The sequence below is a fragment of the Amycolatopsis deserti genome (genome assembly GCF_014653945.1).
In the GTDB taxonomy this organism is placed as follows: Bacteria; Actinomycetota; Actinomycetes; order Mycobacteriales; family Pseudonocardiaceae; genus Amycolatopsis_E; species Amycolatopsis_E deserti.
The window spans coordinates 199,766-214,983 of record NZ_BNAU01000005.1 but is presented as its reverse complement, the minus strand read 5'-3'; the positions used below and the strand labels follow the sequence as shown (position 1 = coordinate 214,983).

The following is a 15,218-nucleotide window of genomic DNA, read 5'->3' as shown; positions in this document are numbered from 1 at the left end:
GCCCCTCCTCAGTCGACGGCGACCACCGCGCCGTGCGGCCCGAGCTTCGTGGTCGGCAGCACCAGGCCCCGCGGCTCGCGCACCCACCACGCCCCGGTCTCCCTGCGCTCGCGCGGCGTCGTGAAACGGTACCGGTAGAGCCGCGCCCGCAGGTAGGTCGGTCGTCCGCCGTCGAACGGGTCGCGCCGCAACAGCCTGAGCGTGTCCGGGTCGGCCGTGAGCAGCTTCTCCGCCAGACCGGGCAGCCACGATTCGGCGTAGCGGGTGGACAGCGCGGCGAACCACATCAGCCAGTCCAGCCGCAGGTGGTAGGGCGCGAACTGCGGTGGCCGCCGCCGCGGGTCGCCGGGCTTGCCCTTGAACTCGTACTCGCGCCACACCGTGTCCTCGTCCGGGGCGGGATCGTCCGTGGCCTCGATGACGATCTCGTGCCGGACCTTGGTGACACTGCCGAACGCGCCGTAAGTGTTGACCAGGTGCAGCCGGTCGAAGCTGGTGTTCATCACCTGGCGCCGGGACACCAGGTTCCGCGCGGGACGGTAGCTGAGCACGGCGACCAGCACGGTCAGGCCGAGCACGAGAGCGTGCTGCCACACCGGTGGTCGCGCGAGTTCCGGGACCTGAACCGGGATGATGTCCACAACGGACACCGCGATGGTGATCGTGAGGAAGTTCAGCCAGGAGAAGTTCCCGCTGGCGACCAGCCACAGCTGGGTGAGGATCATCAGCAGCGCGGCCGCGCTCGCGGCGGGTTGCGGCGCGAACAGCGCGAACGGCACCACGAGCTGGGTGAAGTGGCTGGCCGCCGCCTCGACCTTGTGCAGCGGCTTGGGCAGGTGGTGGAAGTACCAGCTGAGCGGGCCGGGCATCGGCTGGGTCTCGTGGTGGTAGTACAGGCAGGTCAGATCGCGCCAGCAGGCGTCGCCGCGCATCTTGATCAGCCCGGCGCCGAACTCGAGCCGGAACAGCACCCAGCGCAGCAGCCACAGCACGAGCACGGGTGGCGCGGTGTCGGCCGGGCCGAGGAAGATCGCCAGGAACCCGACCTCGAGCAGCAGCGACTCCCAGCCGAACGAGTACCAGATCTGGCCGATGTTGACGATCGACTGGTAAAGCAGCCACGGCACCAGCCACGCCAGCATGGTCACCCACACAGGGGTGTGGTCGAAGAGGCCGAGGAGGAGCGCGGCGGAGATGACGACCCCGGCCCAGGCGACGGTGGCGAACAGACGGTCGGAGTAGCGCCAGTGGAACAGGCTGGGCGCGCGGCGGAACGGCACGCGCCGGGTGAACCGGGGCACCGGCAGGAGGCCGCGCTCGCCGATCAGGGGATTGAACTGGAGAGCGGCGGCGAGGAAGGCGACGAGGTAGATCGCGGCGAGCCCCCGCTGGAACCCCAGCCGCGCCGCCCAGTACCCAGGGTCGGCTGCCCACTCCCAGCCCACGGCGATCTCCTTCGGGGACTTCGGAGACGAGGTGCCGTGAGGCTAGTACCCGGAGGGCCGGATGCCCAACCGGAGCCGAGCGGGGAGGGTGGTGAGGTCGCGCGCCGGCGGCGGCTGGGGCGCCTGCGCGCCGGGGTTGAAGGGCCGGTGGGTGACGGGCAGGCCGCGGCAGTGCCGCCCGAGGCTGGTGCAGCGGGCGCGAGTGCGCCGCTGGCGGCGGGTGCGCCCTGCGGGTGGTGGTGCGGGGTGGCGCGGCGAAGCGCGGTGGTTGCGCCGCACCGCCGCAGGCGGCGGTTGCCGTGCAGGCGAGGGGCAGTGCGCTGGCGGCGCCCAGGAGCGGTGAGCGGCGGGACGCCCCACGGGCACGCGGTGCCCGTGGGGCGCAGGGTGTCCCCGATGCGGGCGGCGGCAACGACCCGCCCCGGTCAGCGCAGTGCGGCGGCCTCCCGGGCCAGTTGCTCGATCCGCCCGAAGTCGCCGGCGGCGATGGCCTCTGCGGGCGTCAGCCACGAACCTCCGACACAGCCCACTGTGGACAGTGCCAGGTATTTCGGCGCGTTCGCCACAGAAACCCCGCCCGTCGGGCAGAACCGCAGCTGCGGTAGCGGCCCCGCCAGCGCCTTGAGGTACGCCACCCCTCCGCTGGCCTCCGCCGGGAAGAACTTCAGCGCCGTGATCCCGTGCTCGGCCACGCGCATCGCCTCGGAGACCGTGCTCACTCCGGGCAGGAACGGCAGATCCGTCGCCGTCACGGCCTCCAGCAGGCGGTCCGTGCAGCCCGGCGTCACCAGGAACGCCGAACCCGCGTCCGCCGCCTGGCGAGCCTGCTCCGGCGTCACCACCGTGCCCGCCCCGACCACGATGTCCGGCACCTCCGCCGCCACCCGCTCGATCGCGGCCAGCCCGGCCGGCGTGCGCAGCGTCAGCTCGATCGCCCGGATCCCGCCCGCGACCAGCGCTTTCGCCAGCGGCACGGCATCCGCGGCGTCGTCCACCACGACCACCGGCAGCACCGGCGACAGCTCGAGCACGTCATGCCCTGTCTTCACGTCTCTCCTCACACTCGAACCGCGGCACCGAAGTGCCCCGGCGTCATCGGCCCGAACACGCCCGCTCCCTGGTCCGCCGGCCCGACCGCGCGGCGCAGCGCGGTGAACAGCTCCCGGCCGGTCCCGACCCAGGATGCCTCATCCGGCGGCGCGTCCCGGAGCGGCCGCCCGGCCAACGCGGCCTCGTCGACCAGTACGTCCAGCCGGCCGGCGACGGCGTCGACCACCACTTCGTCCCCATCCGCGACCCGCGCCAGCGGGCCACCGGCGGCGGCCTCCGGCGTCACCTGGATCGCGGCCGGGATCTTGCCCGACGCGCCGGACATCCGGCCGTCGGTGACCAGCGCGACCCGGTGCCCGCGGTCCATCAGCACCCCGAGCGCGGGCGTCAGCCCGTGCAGCTCGGGCATCCCGTTGGCCTGCGGCCCCTGGTTGCGGATCACCACCACGACGTCCCGGTCCAGCTCACCGGCGCGGAACGCCGCGGTGAACGCCTCCTGCGAGGTGAAGACCCGCGCCGGCGCCCGCACCACCCGGTGCTCCGGCGCGACCGCCGACACCTTCATCACGGCGCGCCCCAGGCTGCCGGACAGCATCCGCAACCCGCCGTCGGCCGCGAACGGGTTGCTCACCGGGCGCAGCACGTCCTCGTCCAGGCTGCGCGCCGGAACCTCCCGCCACACCAGCCGGTCACCGTCCAGCACCGGCTCCGACCGGTACCGCGACAGCCCGTCCCCGGCCACCGTGCGGACGTCCTCGTGCAGCAGCCCGGCGTCCAGCAGCGTCCCGACCAGGAACTGCACCCCGCCGGCGGCGTGGAAGTGGTTGATGTCCGCGCTGCCGTTCGGGTAGACGCTGGCCAGCAGCGGCACCACCGCCGACAGGTCGGAGAAGTCGTCCCAGGTCAGCTGGATCCCGGCGGCCGCGGCGATGGCGACCAGGTGCATCGTGTGGTTGGTCGACCCGCCGGTGGCCAGCAGCGACACCACGCCGTTGACCACCGACCGCTCGCTGACCACCTCGGCCAGCGGCGTGTACTCGGCGTCCCGCGACAACGCGACCACCCGCCGCGCCGCTTCCTCGGTCAACGCGCGGCGCAGCGGCGTGCCCGGGTGCACGAAGCTCGCGCCCGGCAGGTGCAGGCCCATCACCTCGACGACCAGCTGGTTGGAGTTCGCGGTGCCGTAGAAGGTGCAGGTGCCCGCCGAGTGGTAGGACGCCGACTCGGCCTCCAGCAGGTCCTCGCGGGTCGCGCGGCCCTCGGCGTAGAGCTGCCGCACGCGGGCCTTCTCCTTGTTCGGCAGGCCCGAGGTCATCGGCCCGGCCGGCACCAGCAGGGCGGGCAGGTGCCCGAAGGACAGCGCCCCGATCAGCAGGCCGGGCACGATCTTGTCGCACACGCCGAGCAGCAGCGCGCCGTCGAACATCTCGTGTGACAGCGCGATCCCGGTGGCCATCGCGATGACCTCGCGGCTGAACAGGGACAGCTCCATCCCGGCGCGGCCCTGGGTGATGCCGTCGCACATGGCGGGCACGCCGCCGGCGAACTGGGCGACCCCGCCCGCCTCGCGCGCGGCGTCCTTGATCCACGCGGGGAACTCGTCCAGCGGCTGGTGCGCGGACAGCAGGTCGTTGTAGGCGGACACGATCGCGATGCCGGGCTTGCGCAGCCCGCGCAGCGCGATGCGGTCTTCGCCGCCGCACGCGGCGAAGCCGTGGGCGAGGTTGCTGCACGCGAGGCCGGCCCGGGCGGGCCCCTCGGCGCGGGCGGCGGCCATGCGCGCCAGGTAGGCGCCGCGGGTGGCGGCACTGCGCGCGGCGATGCGCTCGGTGACTTCCTCGACGACGGGGTGGACGGGTGTTCGGGCTGTGTGCACGGGAGAACCACCTGGAACTCGTCGGCTGGTCCGGCTGACGACTTCGCTGGCGTCGCACGGTCGTGACAGTGGACACAGTAGCTGCCGGATCGCCCGGATCAAAATCGATTAAGAAGATCGTTTCAGGTGACCCCGATCACAACATCAACCTAAGGTGTGCTACTTGTCACATTGCACGCGGAACGGCAGAGTCGGTACCAGCCCCGGCTCGCCGCCGAACTGACCCGGAGGTAGTCATGACCACCACCGAACTCGCCGAACTCCGCCGCGCGATCGGCCAGCTCAAGCAGTGCGTCGGCGCCCTGCGATCGCGCTACGGTGACGCCTCCGCGGTCCGCCGCCTCGCCAACGACGTCGACCGCCTGGACATCGACGCGAGCGACCTCGAGCAGCCCAGCGTCCCGGTCCAGCCCAAGCCACTGGACCCCGCGGCCGTCGTGAAGATCCCCGACGGCCCGTACGACCCGGCCCTGTGGCAGGGGGCCGACGACGAAGGGGTCGGCGGATACCACCGTGACCAGCGGTGAGCGCACCCGCTACCAACGCCGCTAGCGGGCGCGCCCGGATCACCGCACGGACCCTGCGCACCGACCGGTGGTGGGTCCCGCCGCTGTTCACCACGCTCGGCCTGGCCACGTTCGTCATCTACGCCGGCATCCGCTCGTTCGTCCGCACCGCCTACTACGTGCCGGAGTACCACTACCTCACGCCGTTCTACTCGCCGTGCCTGAGCGATTCGTGCGTGCCGGGGTCGGCCCACTTCGGCACGCCGTTCGGGGAGCTGCCGGGCTGGATCCCGCTGGCGTTCCTGTCGCTGCCGTTCCTGCTCGGCTTCCGGCTGACCTGCTACTACTACCGCAAGGCCTACTACCGCTCGGTGTGGTTCTCGCCGCCGGCGTGCGCGGTCGCCGAACCCCACGGCCGCTACACGGGGGAGACCCGGCTTCCGCTGATCCTGCAGAACGCCCACCGCTACTTCTTCTACGTCGCCGCCCTCATCTCCGTCGTCAACACCTACGACGCGATCGTGGCGTTCCACGGGAAGACGGGCGGGTTCGGGTTCGGTCTGGGGAACCTGATCCTGCTCGGCAACGTGATCATGCTCTGGGCCTACACCCTGTCCTGCCACTCGTGCCGGCACGTGGTCGGCGGGCGGCTGAAGCACTTCTCCCGCCACCCCGCGCGGTACTGGCTCTGGACCCAGGTCACCAAGCTCAACAACCGGCACATGCTGCTGGCCTGGATCACCCTGGGGACGCTCGTGGTCACCGACCTCTACGTGATGCTCGTGGCCTCCGGCGCCATCCCCGATCTGCGTTTCGTGGACTGACAAGGACCTCAAGGACTAGGTGGGCAGGCAATGGCGGAAGTCGAGCGGCACAGCTACGACGTGGTGGTGATCGGCGCGGGCGGCGCCGGTCTGCGAGCGGTGATCGAGGCGCGGCAGCGCGGGCTGTCGGTGGCGGTGGTGTGCAAGTCGCTGTTCGGCAAGGCGCACACGGTCATGGCCGAAGGCGGGTGCGCCGCCGCGATGGGCAACGCGAACGAGCGGGACAGCTGGCAGGTGCACTTCCGGGACACCATGCGCGGCGGGAAGTTCCTCAACAACTGGCGCATGGCGGAGCTGCACGCGAAGGAGGCGCCGGACCGGGTCTGGGAGCTGGAGACCTACGGCGCGTTGTTCGACCGCACCCCGGACGGGCGGATCAGCCAGCGCAACTTCGGCGGGCACACCTACCCGCGGCTGGCGCACGTCGGCGACCGCACCGGGCTGGAGCTGATCCGCACCATGCAGCAGAAGATCGTGTCGCTGCAGCAGGAGGACATGCGCGAGTTCGGCGACTACGAGGCCAAGCTCAAGGTGTTCGCCGAGTGCACGATCACCGAGCTGCTCAAGGACGGCGACCGCATCGCCGGCGCGTTCGGGTACTGGCGGGAGAGCGGCCGGTTCATCCTGTTCGAGACGCCGGCCGTGGTGCTCGCGACCGGCGGCATCGGCAAGTCGTTCAAGGTCACCTCGAACTCGTGGGAGTACACCGGCGACGGGCACGCGCTCGCGCTGCGCGCCGGGGCGGACCTGATCAACATGGAGTTCGTCCAGTTCCACCCGACCGGCATGGTCTGGCCGCCGAGTGTGAAGGGGATCCTGGTCACCGAGGGCGTGCGCGGTGACGGCGGGGTGCTGAAGAACTCCGAGGACAAGCGGTTCATGTTCGACTACGTGCCGGACGTGTTCAAGGGCCAGTACGCCGACTCCGAGGAGGAGGCCGACCGCTGGTACACCGACCAGGAGAACAACCGCCGCACGCCGGACCTGCTGCCGCGCGACGAGGTGGCGCGGGCGATCAACTCCGAGGTCAAGGCCGGGCGCGGATCGCCGCACGGTGGGGTGTTCCTGGACATCGCCAGCCGGCTGACGCCGGAGGAGATCCGCAAGCGGCTGCCGTCGATGTACCACCAGTTCAAGGAACTGGCCGATGTGGACATCACCGCCGAGCCGATGGAGGTCGGTCCGACCTGCCACTACGTGATGGGCGGCATCGAGGTCGACCCGGACACTGCGGCCTCCAGCGTGCGCGGGCTGTTCGCGGCCGGGGAGTGTTCCGGCGGGATGCACGGGTCCAACCGGCTGGGCGGCAACTCGCTGTCGGACCTGCTGGTGTTCGGCAGGCGCGCCGGGCTCGGCGCGGCGTCCTATGTGGAGAGTCTGGAGACCCGCCCGGCGGTGGCCCAGTCCGATGTCGACAAGGCGGCCCGCACCGCGCTGGTGCCGTTCGACCCGCCCGCCGAGGGCGTCGAGGAGAACCCGTACACGCTGCACAGCGAGCTGCAGCAGTCGATGAACGACCTGGTCGGGATCATCCGCAAGGCGGAGGAGATCGAGCAGGCGCTGGCCAAGCTGGACGAGATCAAGAAGCGCATCCGCAACGTCACCGTCGAGGGGCACCGGCAGTTCAACCCGGGCTGGCACCTGGCCGTGGACCTGCGCAACATGCTGCTGGTCAGCGAGTGCGTCGCGCGGGCCGCGTTGATGCGCACCGAGAGCCGCGGCGGGCACACGCGCGACGACTACCCGCAGATGGATTCCCGGTGGCGCAACAAGTTGCTGGTGTGCAGCGCGTCCGGGGACGATCCGCTGGCGCTCGAGGTGACGGTCACGCCGAAGGACCAGGAGCCGATGCGGCCCGAGCTGCTGGAGCTGTTCGAGCTGAGCGAGCTGGAGAAGTACTACACCGACGAAGAGCTGGCCGGCCACCCCGGGAGGCAGGCATGAGTTACAAGGCATCGTTCCGGGTGTGGCGCGGCGACGCGACCAGCGGCGGGCTGCAGGACTTCACCGTCGAGGTCAACGAGGGTGAGGTCGTGCTCGACATCATCCACCGACTGCAGGCCACGCAGTGCTCGGACCTGGCGGTGCGGTGGAACTGCAAAGCGGGCAAGTGCGGCTCGTGCTCGGCGGAGATCAACGGGCGGCCGCGGCTGCTGTGCATGACGCGCATGTCGGTGTTCGCCGAGGACGAGGTCGTCACCGTCACGCCGATGCGGACGTTCCCGGTGATCCGCGACCTGGTCACCGACGTCTCGTACAACTACACGAAGGCGCGCGAGATCCCCGCGTTCACCCCGCCGGCGGACCTGAAACCGGGCGAGTACCGGATGAAGCAGGTCGACGTCGAGCGCTCGCAGGAGTTCCGCAAGTGCATCGAGTGCTTCCTGTGCCAGAACACCTGCCACGTGATCCGCGACCACGAGGAGAACAAGGAGAACTTCGCGGGGCCACGGTTCCTGATGCGGATCGCCGAGCTGGAGATGCACCCGCTCGACGTGGCCGACCGCAGGCACGCGGCCCAGGACGAGCACGGGCTCGGGTACTGCAACATCACCAAGTGCTGCACAGAGGTATGTCCGGAGAACATCCACATCACGGACAACGCGCTCATCCCGATGAAGGAGCGCGTGGTGGACCGCCGCTACGACCCGGTGGTCTGGCTGGGCAGCAAGATCTTCCGGCGCAAGGCGGAGTGATCTCGCTGCGGTAGCGACAGCCGGCAGCCCTGGTTCACACCGGTTGCCGCGCCACCATCGCGTCCACCGACGCCGGGTCCAGCACCTCGTCCGCGACGATGCCCGCCACGCCGGTCAGCGTGGTGTTGACCCCGAGCGCGCAGGGCCCGATGTCGAGGCTGTCCAGTGAACTGGTGTGCGCGCCCGCCAGCACCACCTCGCGCAGCCCCTCCAGGAACGGCGGCAGCACCCCGATCGCCCCGCCGACCCGCAGGTACCGCGGGTTCACGATCGTCACCACGGTCGCCAGCACCGTGCCCACCAGCCGGCCCGCCTCGCGCGTCACGCGGGCCGCCTCCGGATGACCGGCGCGCACCCGGCGCAGCACGTCCTCCGCGCTGCGCACCCCCGTCGGCCGCAGGGCGCGGATCACCGCCTGGCCGCTCGCGATCGCCGACACGCAACCCCGCCGCCCGCAGTCGCAGCGCAGGTCGGAGCCCTCGATGCGGATGTGGCCCACCTCGCCGGCGCACCCGGTCTCACCGCGGTGCACCCGCCCGGAGATCACCATCCCGGCGCCGATCCCGGTGCCGACCTTCACCCCGACCAGCGCCGCCCGCGGGCGGTCCATCTCGCAGTACGCGCCGAACGCCAGCGCGTTCGCGTCGTTCTCCAGGAACACCGGCACCGACAGCGCGTCGGTGAACGGCTCGCGCAACCGGACTCCCCGCCACTCCGACATCGACGGCGGCGCGATCGTCGTGCCGGTGTCGTGGTCGATCTGCCCCGGCACGCTCAGCCCGAACGCGCACAGGCTGTCCGCGCGCCCGGCCTCGTCGAGCAGCCGCCGCCCGGTGTCCAGCAGGAACGACAGCGTCTCGGCGGGCCGGTGCCCGGCCGGCAGCGGGCGGTGGACCTGCCCGAACACGGTGCCGCGCAGGTCGACCGCGGCGATCGTCGCGTGCCGCTGGCCGATGTCGCCGACCAGCGCGGTCCGGCCCACGTCGTCGGCGGCGAGCATCTCGGCCGGCCGCCCGCCGCTGGACGCGCGGTGCCCCACCGGGCGCAGCAACTTCAGCCGCTGCAGGACGTCCAGCCGCTCGACCAGGGTCGCGCGGGACAGGCCGGTCCGGTCCTGCAGCTGCTGCCGCGTCAGCGGTCCCTCGCTGCGCAGGATCGCGAGGATGTGGCCGGCCGAGGTGGGCGAGCCGGTGCGTGCCGGAGGCATGTTGACAGGATCTCCCGCGAGGACTTATGTTCAATGACCAGACAGAAGTGTAGACGGCGACATCGGGGTGGAACTGAATGCGCGCGGCCCGCCTGACCGGCAGCGGCCCCACCCGTCGTACCGTCCTCCGGGGGGTCTTCCTGGCCGGCGCCGCCTCCATGGCCGCCGGGTGCGTCGGATTCGCGACCACGGGCGGCGGCGGCATGGTCTTCCTGTCCACGCAGTTCCGGCCGGTGGCGGAGGCGGAACGCTTCCGCACCTTCCTGGCGAACACGTTCCCCGGCTCGGTGAGCTACGTCACCATCGAGGAGGGCCCGTTCGCCAGCCAGGTGCAGAGCCAGGTCGGCGCCGGGCGCACCCAGGTCGGCCTGCTCGGCGGCTCGCACAGCGACCTCGCGCCGCTCGCCGGGAAGTACCTGGAGGACGTCTCCGGCGTGCCCGCCGGCCAGGGGATTCCGGAGGAGTTCCTGGCGCTGGCCAAGGCGGGCACCCCGCAGTCCTGGTACGTCCCGTGGGCGCAGGCCAGCTTCGTGCTCGCCGCGCACGAGGACGCCCTGGCCCACCTGCCGTCGGGCGCAGACCCGGACACCCTGACCTACGACCAGTTCCTGGACTGGGCCATCGCCGCCCGCCGCGCCAACGGCAACCAGCCGGTGCTGGGCCTGCCGTGCGGGCCGAAGGGCCTGATCCACCGCTTCCTGCAGGGCTACCTGCTGCCCTCGTTCACCGGCGGCCAGATCACCACGTTCCGCTCGCCGGAGGCCATCACCGCGTGGCAGTACCTCAAGGAACTGTGGGCCAACACCACCCCGTCCAGCACCACCTACGACTTCATGCAGGAGCCGCTGCGGGCCGGTGCGGCGAAGATCGGCTGGGACCACGTCGCGCGCCTGGTGTCCGCGCCCGGCGACGAGCCGCGGCGGTGGCGCATGCTGCCCGCACCGCGCGGCCCCCGCGGCCTGGGATACATGGCCGTCGTGCTCGGCCTCGCGATCCCCAAGGGCAGCACCGATCGCCGTCAGGCCGAGCAGGTGATCCGGGCGCTGTCCACCCCGCAGGCGCAGATCGGCCTGCTCCGGTCGAACGGGTTCTTCCCGGTCGTCGACGCCCAGATCCCCGCCGACCTGCCGCCGGCCCTGCAGATGGAGGCCGGTGCGGTGCAGCGCCAGCGGGACGCGCCCGACTCGATCCTGTCGCTGCTGCCGGTCGGCCTGGGCACCCGCGAGGGCGAGGTCACCAAGGCGTTCAAGGACTCCTTCCAGGCGATCGTCCTCGACGGCGCCGACATCCGGTCGACTTTGGACAGTCAGGCGCGGGTGCTGCAGAAGGTGTTCGACGATCTGAAGGTGCCGTGCTGGGCGCCCGATCCGCCCGCCGAGCGTTGCGAGGTGGCCTGATGGCCGTGGCCGTCCTGGAAGCACCGAAGAAGCGGCGCCTGGCCGGTTCGCCGTGGCTGCTGCTCGCGCCGTCGATCGTGTTCATGCTGGCCCTGTTCGGGTGGCCGGTGATCCAGGCGCTGATCTCGGCGTTCACCGACGACACCGGGTTCACGCTCGCGGCGTGGGACCGCCTGTTCGGCGACCCGTACTTCCTGAAAGCGCTGCGCAACACGCTGCTGCTGATCGTCATCGTGGTGCCGGTCCAGCTGGTGCTGGCCGTCGGCATGGCGCTGCTCGTGCAGGCCCGGCCGAAGTTCCTGTCCGGCCACTTCTACCTGTGGACCATCCCGCTCGCGGTGTCCGAACTGGCCGCCGGCCTGGTGTGGCTGTCGGTGTTCGACAGCCGCGGCTACCTCAACTCGCTGCTGGTGTCGTGGGGGATCTCCGACACCGGCGTGCAGTGGCTGAACTACACCAACACCGGCACCATGCTGCTGGCCGTGGTGATCGCCGAGATCTGGCGCGCCACGTCGCTGGTGTTCGTCATCGTCGTGGCCGGCATCCAGATGGTGCCCAAGGACTTCGACGAGGCCGCGCAGGTGTTCGGCGCGAGCGCGTGGCAGCGGTTGTGGCACGTGACGCTGCCGCAGCTCAAGCCGAGCCTGCAGGTCGCGTTGATCCTGCGCACCATCCTGGCGCTGCAGGCGTTCGCGGTGGCCCAGGCGCTGACCGGCCGGGACTTCCCGCTGCTGGTCGGGGAGACCTACCAGTGGTACGTCAACCTGCAGAACCCGGCCGTCGCCAGCGCCGCCGCGCTGGTCGTGCTGGCGCTCTCCCTCGCCACGGCGCTGTTCTACCTGCGCACCATGCGGCAGCAGGAGGCGGCCAAGTGACCTCCACCCTGCCCCCGCTCGACCTGCCCCCGATCGACAAGGCACCGCTGCGCCGCCGCCGTCGCCGCGCGATCGCCGTCCAGATCGCGTGCGTGTTGATCAGCCTGTTCATGGTCGTGCCGATGATCCTGATCGGGCTGGCCGCGGTGTCCTCGCCGCAGGCGCTGCTGGAGTTCCCGAAGCCGCTGATCCCGAGTGCCTTCTCCGCCGACACGCTGCTGGCGTTCGTCCAGGCCACCGGCACCATCCCGGCGCTGGGCAACTCGCTGCTCGTCGGTGTCTACACCGTGGTGCTGTCGCTGCTGGTGGGCGCGCCCGCCGGTTACGCGCTGGCGCGCCAGGTGTTCCGCGGCAAGGACGCCTACCAGGTGTTCATGCTCCTGGCCCGCGCGCTGCCGATCGTGGTGCTGTCCGTGCCGCTGGCGACGATGTTCCTGAACTCCGGCGTCTACGACACGGTGTTCTCGGTGACGCTGCTGCACACCACGCTCGCGATGCCGACCACCGTGCTGATCAGCGCGAGCATCTTCGTGTCGGTGCCCACCGACGTCGAAGAGGCGGCCCGCGTGTTCGGCTGCGGCCGGTTCGAGGCGGCGCGCCGGGTCGTGTTCCCGCTCGCGCTGCCCGGCCTGGCCGCGTCTTCGATCTTCACGTTCGTGTTGTCCTGGAACGAGATCCTCGGCGCCGCCGTGATCACGCTCGGGCACCGGACACTGCCCGCCCAGGTACTGGCCTCGCTCGGGGAGGCGCCGCAGGCCTACCGGTTCGCCGGTGGTTTCGCGCTGATCCTGCCCGCGCTGGTGTTCATCTTCGTGATGCGCCGGTACCTGGTGAACATGTGGGGGACCACGCTGCGATGAGGGAGCGCCATGGCTGAGGTCGTCTTGCACGAGCTCGTGAAGACCTATCCGGGCGGCACCACGCGCGCCACCGACCAGGTGTCGCTCGAGGTGGCCGACGGCGAGTTCATGGTCCTGCTCGGCCCGTCCGGCTGCGGCAAGACCACGCTGCTGCGGATGGTCGCCGGGCTGGAGACGCCGGACGCGGGCCAGATCGTCATCGGCGGCCGCGACGTCACCTACCTGGAACCGCGGCGGCGCAACCTGTCCATGGTGTTCCAGTCGTACGCGGTGTTCCCGAACAAGAAGGTCGCCGACAACATCGGCTTCGGCCTGCGGGTGCACGGCGTGCCGGCGGACGAGGTGCGCAAGAAGGTCAAGTGGGCCGCCGAGCTGCTGCAGCTCACGCCGTACCTGGACCGGTACCCGGCGAAGCTGTCCGGCGGTCAGCGGCAGCGCGTGGCGGTGGCGCGGGCGATCGTGATGGACGCCGACGTGCTGCTGATGGACGAGCCGCTGTCCAATCTGGACGCCCTGCTGCGGTTGTCCTTCCGGGCGGAGCTGAAGAAGCTCGTCAACGAGATCGGCGTGACCACGCTGTACGTGACGCACGACCAGGTCGAGGCGCTGTCGCTGGGCGACCGGGTGGCCGTCATGCGTGAGGGGCGTATCGCCCAGTGCGGCGACCCGGTCGCCGTCTACACCGAGCCCGCGGACGAGTTCGTCGGCGGCTTCCTGGGCAGCCCGCCGATGAACTTCCTCACCGGAGCCGTCAGCGAGGACGGCACGCGGATCGACTTCGGCGGCCAGACGCTGCCGGTCCCGCGCGCCCTGAAATCGTTCCAGGGCAAGCGGTTGCGGCTCGGCATCCGGCCCGAGTCGATCTCGGTGGACCCCGCTTCGGACGGGCTGCGCTGCGAGGTGCAGGTGTTCGAGCCGCTGGGGTCTTCGACGCTGCTCACCACGGAGCTGTGCGGGCAGGTACTGAAAGTCCAGGCACCGGCGAGTTTCCGCGCCGAACCCGGCCAGACCCTGAAGCTGGGCCTGCCGCCGGAGCAGTGCCGGTGGTACGACCCGGAAACCCAGCTCCTGTTGGAGGCGAAGTAGATGACCGTCGACGTCACCAGTCCCCCCGAAGGAGCCGCCGGCGGCAGAAGACCGGTCCGCTACGCCAGGCCCACCCTGGCCGCGCGGGCCGCCCGGGTGCTCAGGGACAACGACACCGGTGCCGTGATCACCGCGGCGCCCCGGCTCTACCCGCACATGTGGAGCTGGGACGCGGCGTTCATCTCGATCGGCCTGGCCCGGCTGGACCTGCCGCGCGCGGTCGCCGAGCTGGAGACCCTGTTCAAGGCGCAGTGGCGCAACGGCATGGTGCCGCACATCGTCTTCACCGACGACGACGCGTACTTCCCCGGCCCGGACCGCTGGGGCACCGACAACGCCGTCGACGGGCCGCGGAACGCACGCACCTCGGGGATCTGCCAGCCGCCCGTGCACGCGATCGCCGTGCAGCGGATGCTGGAGATCGCCCGCACCTCCTCGCCGCAGGACCGCGCCGACGCCGAGCGGTTCGCCCGCTCGATCTGGCCCGCGCTGTACTCCTGGCACCGGTGGCTGGTCGAGTACCGCACGCCGGGGTCGAGCGGGCTGGTCGCGATCGTGCACGGCTGGGAGTCCGGGATGGACAACTCGCCGCGCTGGGACGTGCCCTACGCCGCGGTCAACCCGGGCGAGGAGCTGCCGCCGTACGTGCGCAAGGACGTGCGCATCATCGGCGACCCGAGCGAGCGGCCCACCGACAAGGAGTACGACCGCTACCTGTGGCTCATCGAGGAGATGCGCCGCGCGGGGTACGACCAGAAGGAGATCGTGCGCAGCTCGAGCTTCCTGGTCGGGGACGTGTTCATCACCGCCCTGTTCGCGGTGTCCTGCGACGTGCTGATCGAGCTGGGCACCGAGTTCGGCCAGCCCGCGTCGCAGCTGGCCGACCTGGCGGAGTGGGCGTCGCGGGCGCGTGAGGCGGTGGCGGCCAGCTGCCACTCGGTGTCCGGCATGGCGCGGGACCGGGACCTGAGGGCCAACCGGTGGCTGGACACCCAGACCATCGCCGGGTTCTCGCCGCTGCTGTGCGGCGGCGCGCCGGACGAGGTCCAGTTGCGGCTGCTGTCGCTGCTGGACAGCGACCGCTGGTGCGGGCACCCCGACCTGCTGGCGCCGGTGCCGCCGTCGGTGTCACCGATGCGCCCCGGCTTCAACCCGCGCCAGTACTGGCGCGGTCCACAGTGGCCGGTGGTCAACTGGCTGTTCGGATGGGCCTTCGAACGCCGCGGCTGGCACGAGCGGGCCCGCAAGCTGCGGGAAGCCGGGCTGAGGCTCACCGACGACGGCGCGTTCGGCGAGTACTACGAACCGTTCACCGGGGAGCCGCTGGGCAGCACCGACCAGAGCTGGACCGCGGCGGTCGTGCTGGACTGGCTCTGCGCCGACGCCGACTGACCCG

At 71.2% G+C, this 15,218-nt stretch carries 13 protein-coding genes; 9 read left to right on the top strand and 4 right to left on the bottom strand.

Annotated features, from left to right (window positions below):
• Positions 1 to 8: 8 nt before the first annotated feature.
• The 3 genes from IE290_RS22085 to edd form a co-directional block, all read right to left on the bottom strand.
• Positions 9 to 1,445, bottom strand: a complete 1,437-nt coding sequence (locus IE290_RS22085) for a lipase maturation factor family protein (protein ID WP_191246584.1) — start codon at positions 1,443 to 1,445, stop codon at positions 9 to 11.
• Between the two features lie 425 nt (positions 1,446 to 1,870).
• The gene (eda, locus tag IE290_RS22080) at positions 1,871 to 2,494 is read right to left on the bottom strand and encodes a bifunctional 4-hydroxy-2-oxoglutarate aldolase/2-dehydro-3-deoxy-phosphogluconate aldolase (protein WP_191246583.1); all 624 of its coding nucleotides are present in this window, start codon (positions 2,492 to 2,494) and stop codon (positions 1,871 to 1,873) included.
• 8 nt (positions 2,495 to 2,502) lie between these two features.
• On the bottom strand, positions 2,503 to 4,371 hold the full coding sequence (gene edd, locus IE290_RS22075) for a phosphogluconate dehydratase (RefSeq protein ID WP_191246582.1): 1,869 nt from the start codon (positions 4,369 to 4,371) through the stop codon (positions 2,503 to 2,505).
• A 236-nt stretch (positions 4,372 to 4,607) separates the two neighbouring features.
• Here edd and IE290_RS22070 point away from each other — a divergent pair, with 236 nt between their 5' ends.
• The 4 genes from IE290_RS22070 to IE290_RS22055 are packed head-to-tail and all read left to right on the top strand — an operon-like array spanning position 4,608 to position 8,397.
• Positions 4,608 to 4,898 carry an Rv0250c family protein gene (locus tag IE290_RS22070; RefSeq protein WP_191246581.1) on the top strand — a complete coding sequence of 97 codons (291 nt, stop codon included), beginning with the start codon at positions 4,608 to 4,610 and terminating at the stop codon, positions 4,896 to 4,898.
• The gene (gene sdhC / locus IE290_RS22065) at positions 4,895 to 5,701 is read left to right on the top strand and encodes a succinate dehydrogenase subunit SdhC (RefSeq protein ID WP_191246580.1); all 807 of its coding nucleotides are present in this window, start codon (positions 4,895 to 4,897) and stop codon (positions 5,699 to 5,701) included. The genes IE290_RS22070 and sdhC overlap by 4 nt, the downstream gene beginning before the upstream one ends.
• 30 nt (positions 5,702 to 5,731) lie before the next feature.
• On the top strand, positions 5,732 to 7,645 hold the full coding sequence (locus tag IE290_RS22060) for a fumarate reductase/succinate dehydrogenase flavoprotein subunit (RefSeq protein ID WP_191246579.1): 1,914 nt from the start codon (positions 5,732 to 5,734) through the stop codon (positions 7,643 to 7,645).
• Positions 7,642 to 8,397: a succinate dehydrogenase/fumarate reductase iron-sulfur subunit gene (locus IE290_RS22055; protein ID WP_191246578.1), complete on the top strand. Its 756-nt coding sequence runs from the start codon at positions 7,642 to 7,644 to the stop codon at positions 8,395 to 8,397. Before IE290_RS22060 ends, IE290_RS22055 begins: the two co-directional genes overlap by 4 nt.
• A 34-nt stretch (positions 8,398 to 8,431) precedes the next feature.
• Here IE290_RS22055 and IE290_RS22050 read toward each other — a convergent pair whose 3' ends face one another.
• Entirely contained in the window at positions 8,432 to 9,604 is a 1,173-nt protein-coding gene (locus tag IE290_RS22050; RefSeq protein ID WP_191246577.1) for an ROK family transcriptional regulator, read from the bottom strand.
• 77 nt (positions 9,605 to 9,681) lie between these two features.
• Between IE290_RS22050 and IE290_RS22045 the strand changes: the two genes are divergently transcribed.
• The 5 genes from IE290_RS22045 to ggh are packed head-to-tail and all read left to right on the top strand — an operon-like array spanning position 9,682 to position 15,214.
• Positions 9,682 to 11,001, top strand: a complete 1,320-nt coding sequence (locus tag IE290_RS22045) for an ABC transporter substrate-binding protein (RefSeq protein ID WP_191246576.1) — start codon at positions 9,682 to 9,684, stop codon at positions 10,999 to 11,001.
• The gene (locus IE290_RS22040) at positions 11,001 to 11,876 is read left to right on the top strand and encodes a carbohydrate ABC transporter permease (protein ID WP_191246575.1); all 876 of its coding nucleotides are present in this window, start codon (positions 11,001 to 11,003) and stop codon (positions 11,874 to 11,876) included. The genes IE290_RS22045 and IE290_RS22040 overlap by 1 nt, the downstream gene beginning before the upstream one ends.
• Positions 11,873 to 12,736 carry a carbohydrate ABC transporter permease gene (locus IE290_RS22035; RefSeq protein ID WP_191246574.1) on the top strand — a complete coding sequence of 288 codons (864 nt, stop codon included), beginning with the start codon at positions 11,873 to 11,875 and terminating at the stop codon, positions 12,734 to 12,736. Before IE290_RS22040 ends, IE290_RS22035 begins: the two co-directional genes overlap by 4 nt.
• Before the next feature lie 9 nt (positions 12,737 to 12,745).
• A complete protein-coding gene (locus IE290_RS22030; RefSeq protein ID WP_191246573.1) occupies positions 12,746 to 13,822 on the top strand; it encodes an ABC transporter ATP-binding protein in 1,077 nt (358 codons plus the stop codon).
• Positions 13,823 to 15,214, top strand: coding sequence for a glucosylglycerate hydrolase (gene ggh, locus IE290_RS22025; RefSeq protein WP_191246572.1), 1,392 nt, complete (start codon positions 13,823 to 13,825; stop codon positions 15,212 to 15,214).
• Positions 15,215 to 15,218 lie beyond the last annotated feature (4 nt).

Bases quoted from the DNA above. Each gene is read 5' to 3' on its own strand.
- IE290_RS22070 (WP_191246581.1), top strand. From the start codon at position 4,608: ATGACCACCACCGAACTCGCCGAACTCCGCCGCGCGATCGGCCAGCTC.
- IE290_RS22060 (WP_191246579.1), top strand. From the start codon at position 5,732: ATGGCGGAAGTCGAGCGGCACAGCTACGACGTGGTGGTGATCGGCGCG.
- IE290_RS22055 (WP_191246578.1), top strand. From the start codon at position 7,642: ATGAGTTACAAGGCATCGTTCCGGGTGTGGCGCGGCGACGCGACCAGC.
- IE290_RS22050 (WP_191246577.1), bottom strand. From the start codon at position 9,604: ATGCCTCCGGCACGCACCGGCTCGCCCACCTCGGCCGGCCACATCCTC.
- IE290_RS22045 (WP_191246576.1), top strand. From the start codon at position 9,682: ATGCGCGCGGCCCGCCTGACCGGCAGCGGCCCCACCCGTCGTACCGTC.
- IE290_RS22040 (WP_191246575.1), top strand. From the start codon at position 11,001: ATGGCCGTGGCCGTCCTGGAAGCACCGAAGAAGCGGCGCCTGGCCGGT.
- IE290_RS22030 (WP_191246573.1), top strand. From the start codon at position 12,746: ATGGCTGAGGTCGTCTTGCACGAGCTCGTGAAGACCTATCCGGGCGGC.
- ggh (WP_191246572.1), top strand. From the start codon at position 13,823: ATGACCGTCGACGTCACCAGTCCCCCCGAAGGAGCCGCCGGCGGCAGA.